We start from the raw sequence: 14,394 nt of genomic DNA on the forward strand, positions 1-14,394 counted from the left end.
GGTTGGTCATGGAGCATCGTCAAACGCCGGTCGCCGGAATGCCGCTGCGCGTCACCTTGCGCGGGGCGGTGATCTCCTTCCAGGTGGAGAGTGCCTTGCTGACGGCCGTTACTGGTTCGCGCCGGACGAATTCACCATGGCCCTCTTGGGTCTTGATGGTGCTTTCCTCGATAGCGACGACGCCGCGCGTCAGCGTGTAGCGCGGCAGGCCGGTCACCTCCTTGCCTTCGAAGACGTTGTAGTCGATTGCCGACTGCTGGCTCTTGGACGAGATGGTCTTCGATCGCTTCGGATCCCAGACGACGATATCGGCATCGGCGCCGACGAGGATCGCGCCTTTCTTCGGATAGATGTTGAGGATCTTGGCGATGTTGGTCGAGGTGACGGCGACGAACTCGTTCATTGTCAGCCGGCCGGTGTTGACGCCGCGGGTCCAAAGCATCGGCATGCGGTCTTCAAGGCCGCCGGTGCCGTTCGGGATCTTGGTGAAATCACCGACGCCGAAACGCTTCTGCGCCGTGGTGAAGGCGCAATGGTCGGTGGCGACCACCTGCAGCGAGCCGGAGGCAAGCCCGGCCCAGAGGCTGTCCTGATGTTGCTTGTTGCGGAAGGGCGGCGACATGACCCGGCGGGCGGCGTGGTCCCAGTCGGGATTGGAGTATTCGCTCTCGTCGAGCGTCAGGTGCTGGATCAGCGGTTCGCCGTAGACACGCATGCCCTTGGCGCGGGCCCGGCGGATCGCTTCATGCGCCTGCTCGCAGGAGGTATGCACGATATAGACCGGGCAGCCGGCCATGTCGGCGATCATGATGGCGCGGTTGGTGGCCTCGCCCTCCACCTCGGCGGGGCGGGAATAGGCATGCGCCTCGGGACCGTTATTGCCTTCGGCGAGCAGCTTTGCCGACATGGAGGCGACCACGTCGCCGTTTTCTGCGTGTACCAGCGGCAGCGCGCCGAGCTCAGCGCAGCGCTGGAACGAGGCGAACATCTCGTCGTCGTCGACCATCAGCGCGCCCTTGTAAGCCATGAAGTGCTTGAAGGTGTTGATGCCCTTGTCGCGGACGATGGTCTCCATCTCCTTGAAGACCTGCTCGCTCCACCATGTGACCGCCATGTGGAAGGAATAGTCGCAATTGGCCCGCGTCGACTTGTTGTCCCACATGGTCAGCGCCTCAAGCAGCGACTGGCCGGGGGCGGGCAGGGCGAAATCGACCACCATGGTCGTACCGCCGGAAAGGGCCGCACGCGTGCCGCTCTCGAAATCGTCGGAGGAATAGGTGCCCATGAAAGGCATTTCGAGATGGGTGTGCGGATCGATGCCGCCCGGCATGACATAACAGCCGGAGGCGTCCAGCGTTTCGTCGCCGGAGAGGTTCGGACCAATCTCGATGATCTTGCCGCCGTCGATCTTGACGTCAGCCTTGTAGGTGAGATCGGCCGTGACGATGGTGCCGTTTTTGATGACTGTGGTACTCATAATCCTAGTCCTTCCTATAGTCGAAATCTGGTTGACCATCAGGACGCTTAATGATGTGAAGGCCTCTCAGTGTTATACCTTTGACTTTCCACGTTTGTAACGTGCGACAATCCCGGTTTAGGCTTTCGATAATGAACAAGTTCAATTTCTGAACGGCATCCCTCGTGTTCCATACGTCGCTATTGTCCTGAAGAATAACTGTAACAGAGTCGCCTTCACGCGTGATTGTGGCTGGTGTCAATGATCTTGAGTCTGGCAACACCGGGTTGGCTATCATCAGCTCCAATGTTTGGTTGCGTGTACAAAAGTCAGCTGGCGTAATGTGAATTTCCTGATTTTCTTCCACATTACTAAGCTGTCTTACATCCGCATCATTGTTCGTTGCGCCAAAGACGTCAGGTGCACCCACTAATGCAGTCCAAGCGAAGACTGCATAAGCGAGATACGGCGGCCAAAGGTTCATTCGGTGACAATCTCTGCCGTCTCGACGACCGCATGGAACAACACGTCGGCGCCCGCCGTCGCCCATTCCTTGGAAATCTCTTCCGCCTCGTTGTGCGAGAGCCCGCCGACGCAGGGGCACATGACCATCGTTGCGGGCGCGACCTTGGCGGCCCAGCAGGCATCGTGGCCGGCGCCGGAGATGAGGTTCATGTGAGTGTAACCGAGGCGCTCGGCGGCCGCGCGGACTGAAGTAACCAGCTTTTCGTCGAAGGTGACGGGCGCGAAATGGCCGATCGCCTCGATGGAACAGCCGACGCCGAGGGCATCGCAGATGCCAGGCGCTTCCGCCTCGATCTTTGCCCGCATGCGGTCGAGCTTGGCCTTGTCGGGCGAGCGGATGTCGACGGTGAAAACCACCTTGCCCGGCAGCACGTTGCGGGAATTCGGCGAGAAGAAGGCCTGGCCGACGCCGCCGACGGCGCCCGGCTGTTCGCCCATCGCGACAGCCTGAACCATTTCCAGGATGCGCGACATTGCAAGGCCGGCATTGACGCGCATGTTCATCGGCGTCGAGCCGGTATGGGCTTCCTTGCCGGTCAGCGTGAATTCCAGCCACCACAGGCCCTGACAGTGGGTGACGACGCCGATCTGCTTGTCTTCGGCCTCGAGGATCGGGCCCTGCTCGATGTGATATTCGAAATAGGCGTGCATCTTACGGGCGCCGACCTCTTCGTCGCCGAGCCAGCCGATGCGCTTCAGTTCGTCGCCGAAGAGATTGCCCTCGGGATCCTTGCGATTATAGGCAAAGTCGAGGCTGTGCACGCCGGCGAAGACGCCCGAGGCCAGCATGGCAGGGGCAAAACGTGCGCCTTCCTCGTTCGTCCAATTGGTGACGACAATGGGATGTTTGGTCTTGATGCCGAGATCGTTCATGGTGCGCACGACTTCGAGGGCCCCCAGCACGCCGAGCACGCCGTCAAATTTGCCGCCGGTCGGCTGGGTGTCGAGATGCGAACCGACATAGACGGGCAGGGCATCGGGATCGGTGCCGGGGCGGGTGGCGAACATCGTGCCCATCTGGTCGATGCCCATGGTGAGGCCCGCTTCGTCGCACCATGTCTTGAAAAGGCTTCGGCCCTCGGCATCCGAATCCGTCAGCGTCTGGCGATTGTTGCCGCCCGCAATGCCGGGGCCGATCTTCGCCATGTCCATGAGACTGTCCCAGAGACGGTCGCCATTGACGCGCATGTTCTCGCCTGGTGCTGCCACCATTCTTCAAGCCCTCACCTGTTTGCGGCAGCCATGCGAAGTGGCATGCCCGCCTGTTCCCGTGGTCTATTCCAGCGCCTCTTATTGCTTTTGTCGAGCGCCGGAAAATCGCCAGTTGCCTTTGTTTTTCATCTGGCGGATAATTTGACCGATTGGTAAACATTACAACTTCCACCGCCGGGCTCAAGACGAAAATCACGAAAATTGCCGATAAAAATACGGGCAGTTGCTCAAGAAAGCGGCAGGGTCGCCTCCTGCCAAAACTTGAGCGAAGAAGTTGAATTTCAAGGGGAAACGACAGCCTGTGACCATACCGAGAGCAGCGAAAACCCTGAGGCGGACGCGAATTCAGGAGGAGAAGGAAGAGCAGATCCTGGAGGCGGCGCTCGACGTGTTTTCGGCAAGCGGCTTTCGCGGCTCGACCATCGACCAGATCGCCGAAGTGGCCGGCATGTCGAAACCCAACCTGCTCTATTATTTCCGCACCAAGGAAGCGATGCATCGGGCGCTGATCGACCGGGTGCTCTACACCTGGCTGGAGCCGCTGCGTGCCTTCGACGCCGAGGGCAATCCGGAGGAGGAAATCCGCAGTTACATCAGACGCAAGCTGGAGATGGCCCGTGATTTTCCGCGGGAGAGCAGGCTCTTCGCCAATGAGGTGCTGCAGGGCGCTCCGCATATCGAGGACGAGCTGAAGGGACCGCTGAAGGAACTGGTCGACGAGAAGGCAGAGGTTATCCGCGCCTGGACGAAATCAGGCAAGATCGCCAAATGTGATCCCTACCACCTGATTTTCTCCATCTGGTCGACGACGCAGCATTACGCGGATTTCGACGTGCAGGTGCGTGCCGTGCTCGGGCAGGAGCATTCCGGCGAGGGGCGCTTCGAGGATGCGGCGCGGTTTCTGGAACAGCTCTTCATTGGCGGGCTGCGCCCGGATCGCTCCGAGAGCTGACGTTTATTGCTTTTTCAAAAGCGGCAGGCGAGCGAGGGTGTCCGTCACACCGTCGATGGTATAGGGCTTCTGCAGCACGGGCGCGTCCGAGTGGCTGTTTGCTTGGGCAATGCCTTCCCCATAGCCTGTGGCAAAAGCGAAGGGAACGCCTTCGGCTGCCAGTCGGTCGGCAATTCCGAAACTCGTCTCATCGCCGAGATTGACGTCGAGAAGCGCCAGGTCGAAGGACTGGCCGGCCAGGATCTCCATCGCCTCGGCGACACTGGGCGCCGTTGCCACGTCGGCGCCGAGGCGACGCAGGATATCCTCTCCATCCATGGCGATGATCAGGTTGTTTTCCACCAGCAGCACCTTTAGGCCGGAGAGCGGCCGATGATCGCCGGCAATCGTCTTCTGATCGGCCGCGCTGGCCGCAGCCGGATCTGACCGTTCGCTCGTCGCTGTGACAACATATCGTGCCGGAATAGAGAAATCTGCTTCGACCCCATCTCTGCTGTAGCGAACGTCCGCCTTGCCGCCGAGGTCATAGGGAATCGAGCGGCGGATGATCGTCGAACCGAAGCCGTGGCGTTTGGGCTCGACGACCGGCGGACCATCCTTTTCGCGCCAGTCAATGTGCAGATTGCCTTCGTCATCGCGGTGCCAACCGAGTTGGACGGTGCCGCTGCCGGTGCCGGAAAGGCTGCCATATTTAGCGCTGTTGGTCATCAGCTCATGGAAAACAAGGGCTGCGGTGGAGAAGGCCTGCGGTTCCAGCAGCACGTCCGCTCCGCTCAGCTGAATACGCTGGGCGTTTTTGCCGAGATAGGCGGCGGTCTCGGCCAACAGCAATTGCCGCAGCGAAGCCGGCGCCCAATGATCGCGGGTGATCTGGTCATGAGCGCGGGCGAGCGACTGGACGCGGCCCTCGATCTGGCGGATGTAATCGCCAACGCTGACCGACGTCGCCTGCGATTGCCGAATGATGCCGGTAATCAGGCTCAATATGTTGCGGACCCGATGGTTGAGTTCGGCGATCAGCAGCTCCTGGCGCTCGTTGGCGGCCTGGCGCGCCATGCTGGCCTCGTCGGTGAGGCGCAATACCACTTCGATCAGCGTGATGCGGATCGTCTCGGCGACACGGCGCTCGGCTTCCGTGAAGGGCAGGGAGCGGCCGCGCACCAGTTCCGACCAGGCTTCGAAACTCTTGCGCGGCGTCAGCCGCGGGCCATTGGGGCCGTATTCAACCGGCTTGTGCGGGTCGCCGCCCCAGCGGACGGTGCGCACCATCTCCTGGCGGAAGAGCACGACATAGTCGCGCGGCGAGCGCGAGATCGGGATAGCGAGCATGCCCGCCACCGCTTCGTCGAGTTCGAGATCCGGATAGGTCTCGGCGAGCCTGTCGACGGCGTAGATGCGGCCGGCGGCATTGCGGTTGAGATGGCGGACAAGGGCTGCGAAGCTTCTCTCATCCGGCCCGATGCCGGCAAGCGCCAGCCGGCCGTTGATCCAGACGCCGATGCCGTCGGCAGGAATGACGTCGGCGAGCGCTTCGATCAGCCAGGCCGGATCGTCGAGCAGGCTGGCATTGTCGGCGACGGAGGTGAGAAGCCGGTCGGCGATGCGGCGCGTTTTGGTCTCATAGTCAAGCGCCAGCCGTCGTTCGCGGCTTTCAAGGCGCGACGCAAACATCTGGCCGAACAATTCGGCGGTGGAGCGGCTTTGCGCCGAGGGCAGGCGCGAACCGTAATGATGGCAGGCAAACAGGCCCCAGAGCTTGCCGTCAACGACGATCGATATGGAGAGCGAGGCTCCGACGCCCATGTTTTTCAAATATTCGATGTGGATCGGCGAGACCGAACGCAACACCGACATGGAGAGATCGAGCGACTGTCCGTTCTCGTTGAGCTGCGGGAGGATCGGGACCGGAGCGGCGTCGACATCGGCAATGATGCGGAACAGGTTGCGCAGATAGAGCGCCCGCGCCTGCACCGGAATGTCGGATGCCGGATAGTGCAATCCGAGGAACGAGCCGATGCCGGCCCGGGCCGCTTCGGCTACGACTTCGCCGGAGCCGCTGTCGTCGAAGCGATAGACCATGACCCGATCAAAGCCGGTCAGGGCGCGCGCCTGTCTTGCCCCGTCGCGAAAGAAGGCCTCCATCGTTTCCGTATGGTCAAGACGGGACATCATGCTGCGCATGGAAAGGGAGGGGGCGTCGTGCCTGTCTTCCTGACAGCGCTCGCCTTCGATGATGACCCCGCTGTCACTCATATGCACGGCAAGATCGAACCTGTCCGGAGCTGATGTCAGGGCAATGCCGAAAATGCGCTCGACGACGTCAGAACCGCGCAGTGTGGTCAGCTTGTTGCGGATTGTGTGGAGCGACTCTGGCGTGATCAGCGAGGTGACAGGGCGACCGAGCGCGTCGGCCTGGGTAATTCCGAGGAACTCCGCCAGATTTGCCGAGGCGCGCGTGACAATCCAGTCCGAGGATATCGCCAGCAGAAAGCCGAAGGGTTGAACCGATCCGAGCTGATGGATCGGCTCGCGGTCGCAATTGGTCAGATCGACGGGTTCAAAGGTGCCGCTCATGGGACGGCTTCCAGTTCGAGTTGCCCGGCTTTTAAAAAGAGGCTGAACACATCGCGGGCTGCGGAAACGGCGGCCGCGGGATCGTCTATACCGCTGGCATCGAGGCGATCCATGAAGATCTTCGTGGCGCCCTTTGGACCTTGCGGTATGAGGTAGCTGCCGGGCAGGTGATCGGGCACGGATTTGGCAAGCAGGGCGCCCCCGAGCTTGGAGCCTTCGAGCACGTAGAGGGCGCCCCAGAGCGCGGTCTCGCCGTGCAATGCCGGCGGCGGAAGAAACGGGGGCAATGGATCGCCGAGTTTCCGGATATCGGCCAACAGCAGCCGCGTGCGCCGTCGTTCCGGCCAGTCGGGCAGCAGGCGGATGATTCCCGCATCCTCAAGGGCGTCTTCGGTCGCCGGCACGATCCGGGCGTGGGCGCGCAGGAATGTCCTATATTGCTGTCTATGGGAAAGATCGAACGTGCCGAAAAGCTTGTCGACCTCGGCGTGGCAATCTGCTGTTTGTGCGCGGAGTACGCTGCGAAGTGACATGCGGACCGTGTTCTAAGGAATATGGCATAGGATGCCGTTCATGCGGGATGGCAAATTGGCGATATATTGCAGCATCGCTGTATTTCCAGGGAAACTCGTAGAAACACATGGGCTTCCCCTCTTTTCCGCAGCTCGTTGTTCGCCTCCCTCGACTTTTGAAAAGGCGCAGCCGGGCGAGACCGCCGGACCGCCAGACAGCAAGGTCAGCCCATCAGGCGCGGTAGCTCGGCCGCCAGCATATCGATGGCAAGACGCACCTTCGGCAGCATGACGGGCGATCTCGGCCAGACGGCATAAGCGTCGAAGATGCTTGGCGGCCTATCGGTCAGAACCCGCACGAGTTGGCCCGACAACACCCTGTCGCGCACCAGCCAGCAGGTCAGCCAGGCAAGCCCTCGGCCTTCGACAGCGGCGTCGGCTATCGAGGCGAGATCGTCGAGCCGCAGTCGCGATTTCGGTAGAATTTCACGTGCGGGCCCCGCGACAGCTGGAAAGGTCCAAGCTTTGTCGTTGTCACCCCGGCTATAGACGATGCACTGGTGATGGGCGATATCGTCCAATGTTTGCGGCACCCCATATTTTTCCAGATAAGCGGGCGAAGCGCAGACGGTCATGGGCTGTCGGGCGATCGCCCGCGCCATCAGGTCGGGGTTGTCTTTCAGCGGGCCGTTGCGAACGGCAAGGTCGAAACCGTCTTCCAGAAGATCGACGACGCGATCGCTGAAGGAGAGGTCGAGTTCGAGATCCGGATGGTCGTCGAGCAGGCGGGCCAGGATCGGGGCGGCGCAATGGCGGCCAAACAGCATCGGCATCGATACGCGCAGCCGGCCGCGGACTTCGCGCTTGCCCGATTCAAGCTGGGCCTCGCCGATGCGGATTTCCTCGACGGCTCTCAAGCAGCGCTCGTAGAAGAATCGGCCCTCGTCGGTCAGGTTCTGGGCACGGGTCGTGCGGTTGAACAGCCGGACGCCGAGTCGTTCTTCGAGCCTCGCAATCGTCTTGCTGACCGCCGAGCGGGTGAGATGGAGCCGCTCGGCGGCGGCCGAGAAACCGCCAGCCTCGACAGTCTCGACGAAGATCGAGATTCCCTTCAACTGCTCCATCTTTGTTTCCCAAATGGCACCATTCTGACGATTTAATATCGCAACTAGAGAGGAATATTCAACGATATACCTGCTGCTCCGCCTATTGAGAAGGAGCAGAAAGATGCAGACGACAAGACAATGGCAGACCGATGCCATCGGCCCGCAGGCCAATCTGAAGATCGGCGAGGTAAGAATTCCCGAGGTGTCAGGCGCGATGATCCGGGTGCGCACACAGGCTGTCTCCCTCAATTTCCGCGACAGGCTGGTGCTTGAGAGCGGCATGGGCCTGCCACTGCAATTCCCCTTCGTGCCGGCCTCCGACATGGCAGGGGTGGTCGATGCCGTCGGGCCTGACGTCACGCGCTTCAAACCCGGCGATCGGGTGATCTCCAGCTTTTCCCCGGATTGGATCGATGGACGCGGGCCTGGTTCTGCCCGCAACCCGCCGTACCAGACGCGCGGCGGCTTTTATCCTGGTGTACTTTCCGAGCACACGGTGCTTTCCGAGGAATGGTTTTCGCTTGCACCGAAAACTCTCGACGCGGCCGAAGCAAGCACATTGCCGTGCGCTGGACTGACGGCTTGGTTTGCGCTCGTCGAGTGCGGCAAGCTCAAGGCTGGCGACAAGGTGGTGGTGCAGGGAACCGGCGGTGTTGCGCTGTTCGGTCTGCAGATTGCCAAGGTGCATGGCGCCGAAGTCTTCATCACATCAGGCAGCAGCGAAAAGCTCGAACGTGCATCGGCCCTCGGCGCCGATCATCTGATCAACCGGCACGAGGGCGACTGGGTGGAGCAGCTCTATCAACTGACCGGCGATTATGGCGCCGACCACGTGCTCGAAATCGTAGGCGGGCCGCATCTCGGCCAGGCGCTGAAGGCTGTGGCGGTCAACGGCCGCATTTCGGTGATCGGCGTGTTCGAAGGCTTCGAAGTGTCGGCGCCCGTGGCGCCATTGCTTCTCAAAGCGCCCGTCGTGCAGGGAATTACCGTCGGTCATCGCCGGGCGCTGGAGGATTTGGTGCGGGCTGTCGATCAGACCGGGCTGAAGCCCGTGATCGACAGGCGTTACTCTTTCGAGGAGCTGCCGCAGGCGCTCGATCATCTCTATCGCGGCCCGTTCGGCAAGGTCGTCATCGAGTTCTGAGATTGCGCTCCCCTCCTTCAGAGGGAAGCGTTGTTCTATTCGGCGGCAACGGCTTGGCTTTCGAAGGCGAAACCCTCGTCGGCCCAGCCGGTCATGCCGCCGATCATCAGCTTGGCCTTGAGGCCGAGCTTGGCGAGGCGGAAAGCGGCCTTGTCGGCGCCGTTGCAATGGGGACCGGCGCAATAGACGACGAAGAGGGTGTCCTTTGGCCATTCCGACATGCGATGCGCGGTCATCTTGCCGTGCGGCAGGTTGATAGCTTCGGCCAGATGGGACTGCGCAAACAGCGCCGGGGTGCGCACGTCGAGGAGGATGAAATCGACCTTGGCGCCGGCAAAGGCGGCATGGACATCCGAGCAATCGGTTTCGAAGGCGAGCTTGGCGGCATAGTGGGCGGCGGCGAGATCAGGTTCGGCAGCAGGGATTTCAGCGACGGGGCTTGGCATCGGTCTTTCCTTTCCAGGTTGGAGTTGCCGCCTGGTATCGCCGATGCTAGAGCTTTGCGGAATTGGCCATCATGACCGACAGCGTAAAGATCATGCCAATCTTATCACCACAGCAGACGAAAGGACCGTTGGTCGCAGCCCTTGCCTATGACGGGCTCTGCACCTTCGAATTCGGCATCGCCTACGAGGTCTTCGGCCTGCCGCGCCCGGAGATGGGCGAAGGCTGGTATCGCTTCTCGGTCTGCGGCATCGAGCCGGGGCCGCTTCGCGCCGCGGGAGGACTGACGGTCGCGGTCGACAACGGGCTGGAGGTGCTTGATGAGGCGGATCTGATCGTCGTGCCGGGCTGGCGGGCGATCGATGCGCCGGTGCCCGAGCCGCTCGCCGCAGCGCTGAGGGCGGCGCATCAGCGTGGCGCGCGCATCATGTCGCTCTGCTCCGGCGTTGCAGTTCTGGCCGGATCTGGATTGCTTGCCAACCGCAGGGCGACGACGCATTGGCGCTATGTTGCCTTGATCGCCGCCCGTTATCCCGATATCGCGCTCGATGCCGGCGTTCTCTATATCGACGAAGGCAGCCTGCTGACGGCTGCGGGCAGTGCTGCCGGCATCGATCTCTGCCTGCATGTGGTGCGCGGCGATTTCGGCGCGGAGGCGGCAAACAGCGTCGCCCGCCGCCTTGTCGTGCCGCCGCATCGCGAAGGCGGACAGGCGCAGTTCATCAGCGCGCCGGTTCCCGAAGAGCGTGAGGGCATTCGCTTGGGACCGCTGATCGAATGGATGCGGGGAAGTCTTTCGCAGGAGCAGCCGATCAGCCTGCTGGCTAAAAGAGCGGGCATGAGCATGCGCACCTTCCAGCGCCGGTTCGAGGCGACGACGGGTCTCAGTGTCGGCGAATGGCTGCTGACGGAGCGGCTGCGCCATGCCCGCGACCTTCTCGAGAAAGAGCTTGCGGTGTCGCTCGACGACATCGCGGTATCAAGCGGCTTTGGCACGCTGGCGACAATGCGGCATCATTTTCGCAGGCGGCTGGGGACGAGCCCAAGCGCTTACAGGCGGTCGTTCGGTCTTTGACCCACCTCACGCTTGCATTTCTTTCTCACTTCGCCGACTTGACCGCGACAATAAACGGCGCCTTCCGATGAAGGGCGCCGCCTGCTTTAGTCACGATCTCCAAAAAATAGTAGTCCCGTTCGATGCCGTCATAGCGGCCGGATTGCAGCCAGCAGCTCTTGAAACCGCCTTCTGGAATCGCAGGAGCAGGGATCGTTGCGGCCGAGTTTTTCGATCAGTTCAACGTCGCCATGAATGATCTGCGAACCGGTCTTGACCCGGGCTTCGGACGGGAAGGATTTACGTCGTTTCGACGTGACTTCAAAAGCTGAAGTCGGTGAGGTGTTTGCGAGCCATGGCTGCCTCCTCTACGGTTACACGCTGCGATCGTGCAGCATGAACCCCCTAACTCCATTGCCGGCTCAGCGCAACGCCGCGGAGTGGTTTTCTCCGCGGCATGTCAAACCGATCACTCCGCCGCCTGGCGGGCCATCGGGTTGTTCGGGTGCGTCGTCCAGTTGGCGTAGTTCGGGTCGACGGTGCGGCCGGTGCGCTTGTCGAGGGTGCCGGCGGCAAGCGGCTCCATGGTGATGCAGTTCTCGACCGGGCAGACGTTGACGCAGAGATTGCAGCCGACGCATTCTTCTTCGATCACCTCGAAATGGCGCAGGCCGTTGACGACGTTGGTGATCGCCTGATGCGAGGTGTCCTCGCAGGCGATGTGGCAGCGGCCGCATTTGATGCAGGCGTCCTGGTCGATCTTCGCCTTGGCGATATAGTTGAGGTTCAGATACTGCCAGTCGGTGACGTTCGGTACGGCGCGGCCGGTGATATCGTCGAGGCTGCGATGGCCTTTTTCGTCCATCCAGTCGGAAAGACCCGAAATCATCTCCTGCACGATCTTGAAGCCGTAGGTCATCGCAGCGGTGCAGACCTGGACGTTGCCGGCGCCGAGAACGAGGAATTCGGCCGCGTCGCGCCAGGTGGTGATGCCGCCTATGCCGGAGATCGGCAGGCCGTAGGTTTCAGGATCGCGGGCGATTTCGGCCACCATGTTGAGGGCGATCGGCTTGACCGCCGGGCCGCAATAGCCGCCATGACTACCCTTGCCGCCGACCGTCGGGTTGGGGGCGAAGTTGTCGAGATCGACCGAGACGATCGAATTGATCGTGTTGATTAGCGAGACGGCATCGGTACCGCCGGCCTTGGCGGCGCGGGCGGGGCGGCGGACATCGGTGATATTCGGCGTCAGCTTGGTGATGATGGGCATGCGGGTGTACTGCTTGCACCAGCGCACGACCATTTCGATATATTCCGGCACTTGGCCGACGGCGGAGCCCATGCCGCGCTCCGACATGCCGTGCGGGCAGCCGAAATTGAGTTCAACGCCGTCGGCGCCAGTCTCTTCGACGAGCGGCAGGATCGACTTCCAGGCCTGTTCCTCGCAGGGCACCATGATCGAGGCGATCAGCGCCCGATCCGGCCAGTTCATCTTGACCTGCTTCATTTCCCTGAGATTGGTGTAGAGGTCGCGGTCGGTGATGAGCTCGATATTGTTGAGGCCAAGCAGCCGGCGGTCGGCGCCCCAGATCGCGCCGTAGCGCGGGCCGTTGACATTGACGACGGGCGGGCCTTCCTCGCCGAGGGTCTTCCAGACCACACCGCCCCAGCCGGCCTTGAAGGCGCGCTCGACGTTATAGGCCTTGTCGGTCGGCGGTGCGGAGGCCAGCCAAAACGGGTTGGGCGACTTGATGCCGACGAAATTATTGCGGAGATCAGCCATTATTCTCTCTCCCCTTCAAGCAACCGCGACCGCCGGAGCGGCGGCTGCGGTGAGGGCGCGATGGATGGATTCAGCCGCGTCGCGGCCGTGAGCGACGGCGGAAACCGTGAGATCGTCGCCGCCGAAGACGCAGTCGCCGCCGGCCCAGACGCCATCGAGCGAGGTGTGGCCGTCGGCATCGACGGCAATACGGCCGGATTCCATGCGCAACGAACCGAGGCCCGAGGCGTCAAAGCTCTGGCCGATCGCCTTGAAGATCTGGTCGGCGGCGATCACGCCGGTTTCCCCGGTGCCGATGAGGCGGCCTTCGAGGATCCTGGTATACTCCACCTCGATCGCCGCGACCTTGCCGTCCTGTGACAGGATCGACTTGGGCGCCAGCCAGTGGCGGATGATGACACCCTTGGAGCTTGCCAGATCCTGCTCATATTCCGACGCGTTCATGTGCTCCTTGCCGCGGCGGTAACAGATCGTCACCTCCTCGGCGCCGAGCAGCGTCGCCTGGACGGCAGCGTCGATCGCCGTCATGCCGCCGCCGAGGACGACGACACGGCGGCCGATGGCGATCTGGCTCTTATCTTCGGCTTGGCGCAGTGCCGCGATGAAATCGACGGCGTCGTCGACGCCGGCGAGATTCTCGCCGTCGATGCGCAGCGCATTGACGCCGGCAAGGCCGATGCCGAGGAAAACGGCGTCATATTGCGCCTGCAGATCGGAAAGCGAAAAATCGCTGCCGAGAAGAGCGCCGTGGCGAACCTCGATGCCGCCGATCGAAAGGATGTAATCGACTTCCGCCTGGGCGAAATCGTCGACTGTCTTATAGGTGGCGATGCCGTATTCGTTGAGGCCGCCGGATTTTTCCCTGGCATCATAGATGACGACGGAATGGCCTTTCACGGCCAGTCGATGGGCGGCGGCAAGGCCGGCCGGGCCTGCGCCGACGACGGCGATCGTCTTTCCGGATGCTTCGGCCCTGGCGTAGAACTGCCTGCCGGCCTGCATGGCGGCATCGGTCGCATAACGCTGCAGGCGGCCGATCTCGACGGGGCGTTCTTCGGCCGTGTTGCGCACACAAGCCTGTTCGCAGAGCTCTTCGGTGGGACAGACGCGGGCGCACATGCCACCGAGGATGTTCTGGTCGAAGATCGTCTTGGCCGAGCCGATCGGATTGCCGGTCGAAATCTGGCGGATGAACAGCGGAATATCGATCGAGGTGGGACAGGCCGTCATGCACGGCGCATCATAACAGAAATAACAGCGGTCGGCGGCGACCAGCGCCTCATGATTGTCGAGGCGCGGATGAAGATCGGAAAAATTAGCCTCATACTCGGCGGGCGAAAGCCGGCCGGCATGAATCCCCGTTTCCAGTCGTTCCATTGAAGTTCCCTCATTATTGGTAAACGGCCTGTGAGGGAAAGCGTAACTCAGGTTTAAAAATTTATCAAACGGTAAAATTTTGACGATCATGCCTTCGGCGCGCTGCGGCAAATGTCTGTTTATCATCCTAATTTATACAGTTTCCTATCGGCGAAATGGTTACGCGTGCGGCCGAAGGAGGACCTCCGAAAAAAGATTCAAAAAAGTCGAATTTTTTGTCGGTGGAGGGAACCAATGTCTGAGGTCGTCGTTAAT

11 protein-coding genes are annotated in these 14,394 nt (G+C 61.6%); 3 read left to right on the forward strand and 8 right to left on the reverse strand.

The genetic code is table 11. From position 1 onward, the window contains the following. Positions 1-19 precede the first annotated feature (19 nt). Both hydA and ACS4RS_RS12465 read right to left on the reverse strand, forming a co-directional pair. A complete protein-coding gene (gene hydA, locus ACS4RS_RS12460) occupies positions 20-1,477 on the reverse strand; it encodes a dihydropyrimidinase (RefSeq protein ID WP_439010721.1) in 1,458 nt (485 codons plus the stop codon). A gap of 459 nt (positions 1,478-1,936) precedes the next feature. Further along, on the reverse strand, positions 1,937-3,193 hold the full coding sequence (locus ACS4RS_RS12465) for a Zn-dependent hydrolase (RefSeq protein ID WP_439010720.1): 1,257 nt from the start codon (positions 3,191-3,193) through the stop codon (positions 1,937-1,939). Positions 3,194-3,467: 274 nt separating this feature from the next. Between ACS4RS_RS12465 and ACS4RS_RS12470 the strand changes: the two genes are divergently transcribed. Continuing rightward, positions 3,468-4,145 carry a TetR family transcriptional regulator C-terminal domain-containing protein gene (locus ACS4RS_RS12470; protein WP_003590606.1) on the forward strand — a complete coding sequence of 226 codons (678 nt, stop codon included), beginning with the start codon at positions 3,468-3,470 and terminating at the stop codon, positions 4,143-4,145. 3 nt (positions 4,146-4,148) lie between these two features. Here the strand turns inward: ACS4RS_RS12470 and ACS4RS_RS12475 are convergent, their stop codons facing one another. The 3 genes from ACS4RS_RS12475 to ACS4RS_RS12485 form a co-directional block, all read right to left on the reverse strand. Next, the gene (locus ACS4RS_RS12475) at positions 4,149-6,719 is read right to left on the reverse strand and encodes an HWE histidine kinase domain-containing protein (RefSeq protein WP_439010719.1); all 2,571 of its coding nucleotides are present in this window, start codon (positions 6,717-6,719) and stop codon (positions 4,149-4,151) included. Then, positions 6,716-7,252 carry a biliverdin-producing heme oxygenase gene (locus ACS4RS_RS12480; RefSeq protein WP_439010718.1) on the reverse strand — a complete coding sequence of 179 codons (537 nt, stop codon included), beginning with the start codon at positions 7,250-7,252 and terminating at the stop codon, positions 6,716-6,718. The genes ACS4RS_RS12475 and ACS4RS_RS12480 overlap by 4 nt, the downstream gene beginning before the upstream one ends. 203 nt (positions 7,253-7,455) lie before the next feature. Then, complete coding sequence (locus tag ACS4RS_RS12485) at positions 7,456-8,355, reverse strand: LysR substrate-binding domain-containing protein (RefSeq protein ID WP_439010717.1); 900 nt, start codon at positions 8,353-8,355, stop codon at positions 7,456-7,458. 103 nt (positions 8,356-8,458) lie between these two features. Here ACS4RS_RS12485 and ACS4RS_RS12490 point away from each other — a divergent pair, with 103 nt between their 5' ends. Then, positions 8,459-9,481, forward strand: a complete 1,023-nt coding sequence (locus ACS4RS_RS12490; protein ID WP_439010716.1) for a zinc-binding dehydrogenase — start codon at positions 8,459-8,461, stop codon at positions 9,479-9,481. A 35-nt stretch (positions 9,482-9,516) separates the two neighbouring features. Here ACS4RS_RS12490 and ACS4RS_RS12495 read toward each other — a convergent pair whose 3' ends face one another. After that, entirely contained in the window at positions 9,517-9,927 is a 411-nt protein-coding gene (locus ACS4RS_RS12495; RefSeq protein ID WP_439010715.1) for a rhodanese-like domain-containing protein, read from the reverse strand. A 71-nt stretch (positions 9,928-9,998) separates the two neighbouring features. Between ACS4RS_RS12495 and ftrA the strand changes: the two genes are divergently transcribed. Beyond that, entirely contained in the window at positions 9,999-11,000 is a 1,002-nt protein-coding gene (ftrA, locus tag ACS4RS_RS12500; protein WP_449313670.1) for a transcriptional regulator FtrA, read from the forward strand. A gap of 448 nt (positions 11,001-11,448) precedes the next feature. On the opposite strand, the gene preA is transcribed toward ftrA, so the two are convergent. Beyond that, positions 11,449-12,762, reverse strand: a complete 1,314-nt coding sequence (preA, locus tag ACS4RS_RS12505; RefSeq protein WP_097629090.1) for an NAD-dependent dihydropyrimidine dehydrogenase subunit PreA — start codon at positions 12,760-12,762, stop codon at positions 11,449-11,451. A gap of 15 nt (positions 12,763-12,777) precedes the next feature. Then, complete coding sequence (locus ACS4RS_RS12510) at positions 12,778-14,139, reverse strand: NAD(P)-dependent oxidoreductase (protein ID WP_439010714.1); 1,362 nt, start codon at positions 14,137-14,139, stop codon at positions 12,778-12,780. Between the last annotated feature and the right edge of the window lie 255 nt (positions 14,140-14,394).

This window comes from Rhizobium sp. F40D2 (assembly GCF_051810745.2).
In the GTDB taxonomy this organism is placed as follows: Bacteria; Pseudomonadota; Alphaproteobacteria; order Rhizobiales; family Rhizobiaceae; genus Rhizobium.

What these genes read in the sequence shown, in the direction of transcription:
- ACS4RS_RS12465 (WP_439010720.1), bottom strand. Translation starts at nt 3,193, where the DNA reads ATGGTGGCAGCACCAGGCGAGAACATGCGCGTCAATGGCGACCGTCTC.
- ACS4RS_RS12480 (WP_439010718.1), bottom strand. Translation starts at nt 7,252, where the DNA reads ATGTCACTTCGCAGCGTACTCCGCGCACAAACAGCAGATTGCCACGCC.
- ACS4RS_RS12485 (WP_439010717.1), bottom strand. Translation starts at nt 8,355, where the DNA reads ATGGAGCAGTTGAAGGGAATCTCGATCTTCGTCGAGACTGTCGAGGCT.
- preA (WP_097629090.1), bottom strand. Translation starts at nt 12,762, where the DNA reads ATGGCTGATCTCCGCAATAATTTCGTCGGCATCAAGTCGCCCAACCCG.
- ACS4RS_RS12510 (WP_439010714.1), bottom strand. Translation starts at nt 14,139, where the DNA reads ATGGAACGACTGGAAACGGGGATTCATGCCGGCCGGCTTTCGCCCGCC.
- hydA (WP_439010721.1), bottom strand. Translation starts at nt 1,477, where the DNA reads ATGAGTACCACAGTCATCAAAAACGGCACCATCGTCACGGCCGATCTC.
- ACS4RS_RS12475 (WP_439010719.1), bottom strand. Translation starts at nt 6,719, where the DNA reads ATGAGCGGCACCTTTGAACCCGTCGATCTGACCAATTGCGACCGCGAG.
- ACS4RS_RS12490 (WP_439010716.1), top strand. Translation starts at nt 8,459, where the DNA reads ATGCAGACGACAAGACAATGGCAGACCGATGCCATCGGCCCGCAGGCC.
- ACS4RS_RS12495 (WP_439010715.1), bottom strand. Translation starts at nt 9,927, where the DNA reads ATGCCAAGCCCCGTCGCTGAAATCCCTGCTGCCGAACCTGATCTCGCC.
- ftrA (WP_449313670.1), top strand. Translation starts at nt 9,999, where the DNA reads ATGACCGACAGCGTAAAGATCATGCCAATCTTATCACCACAGCAGACG.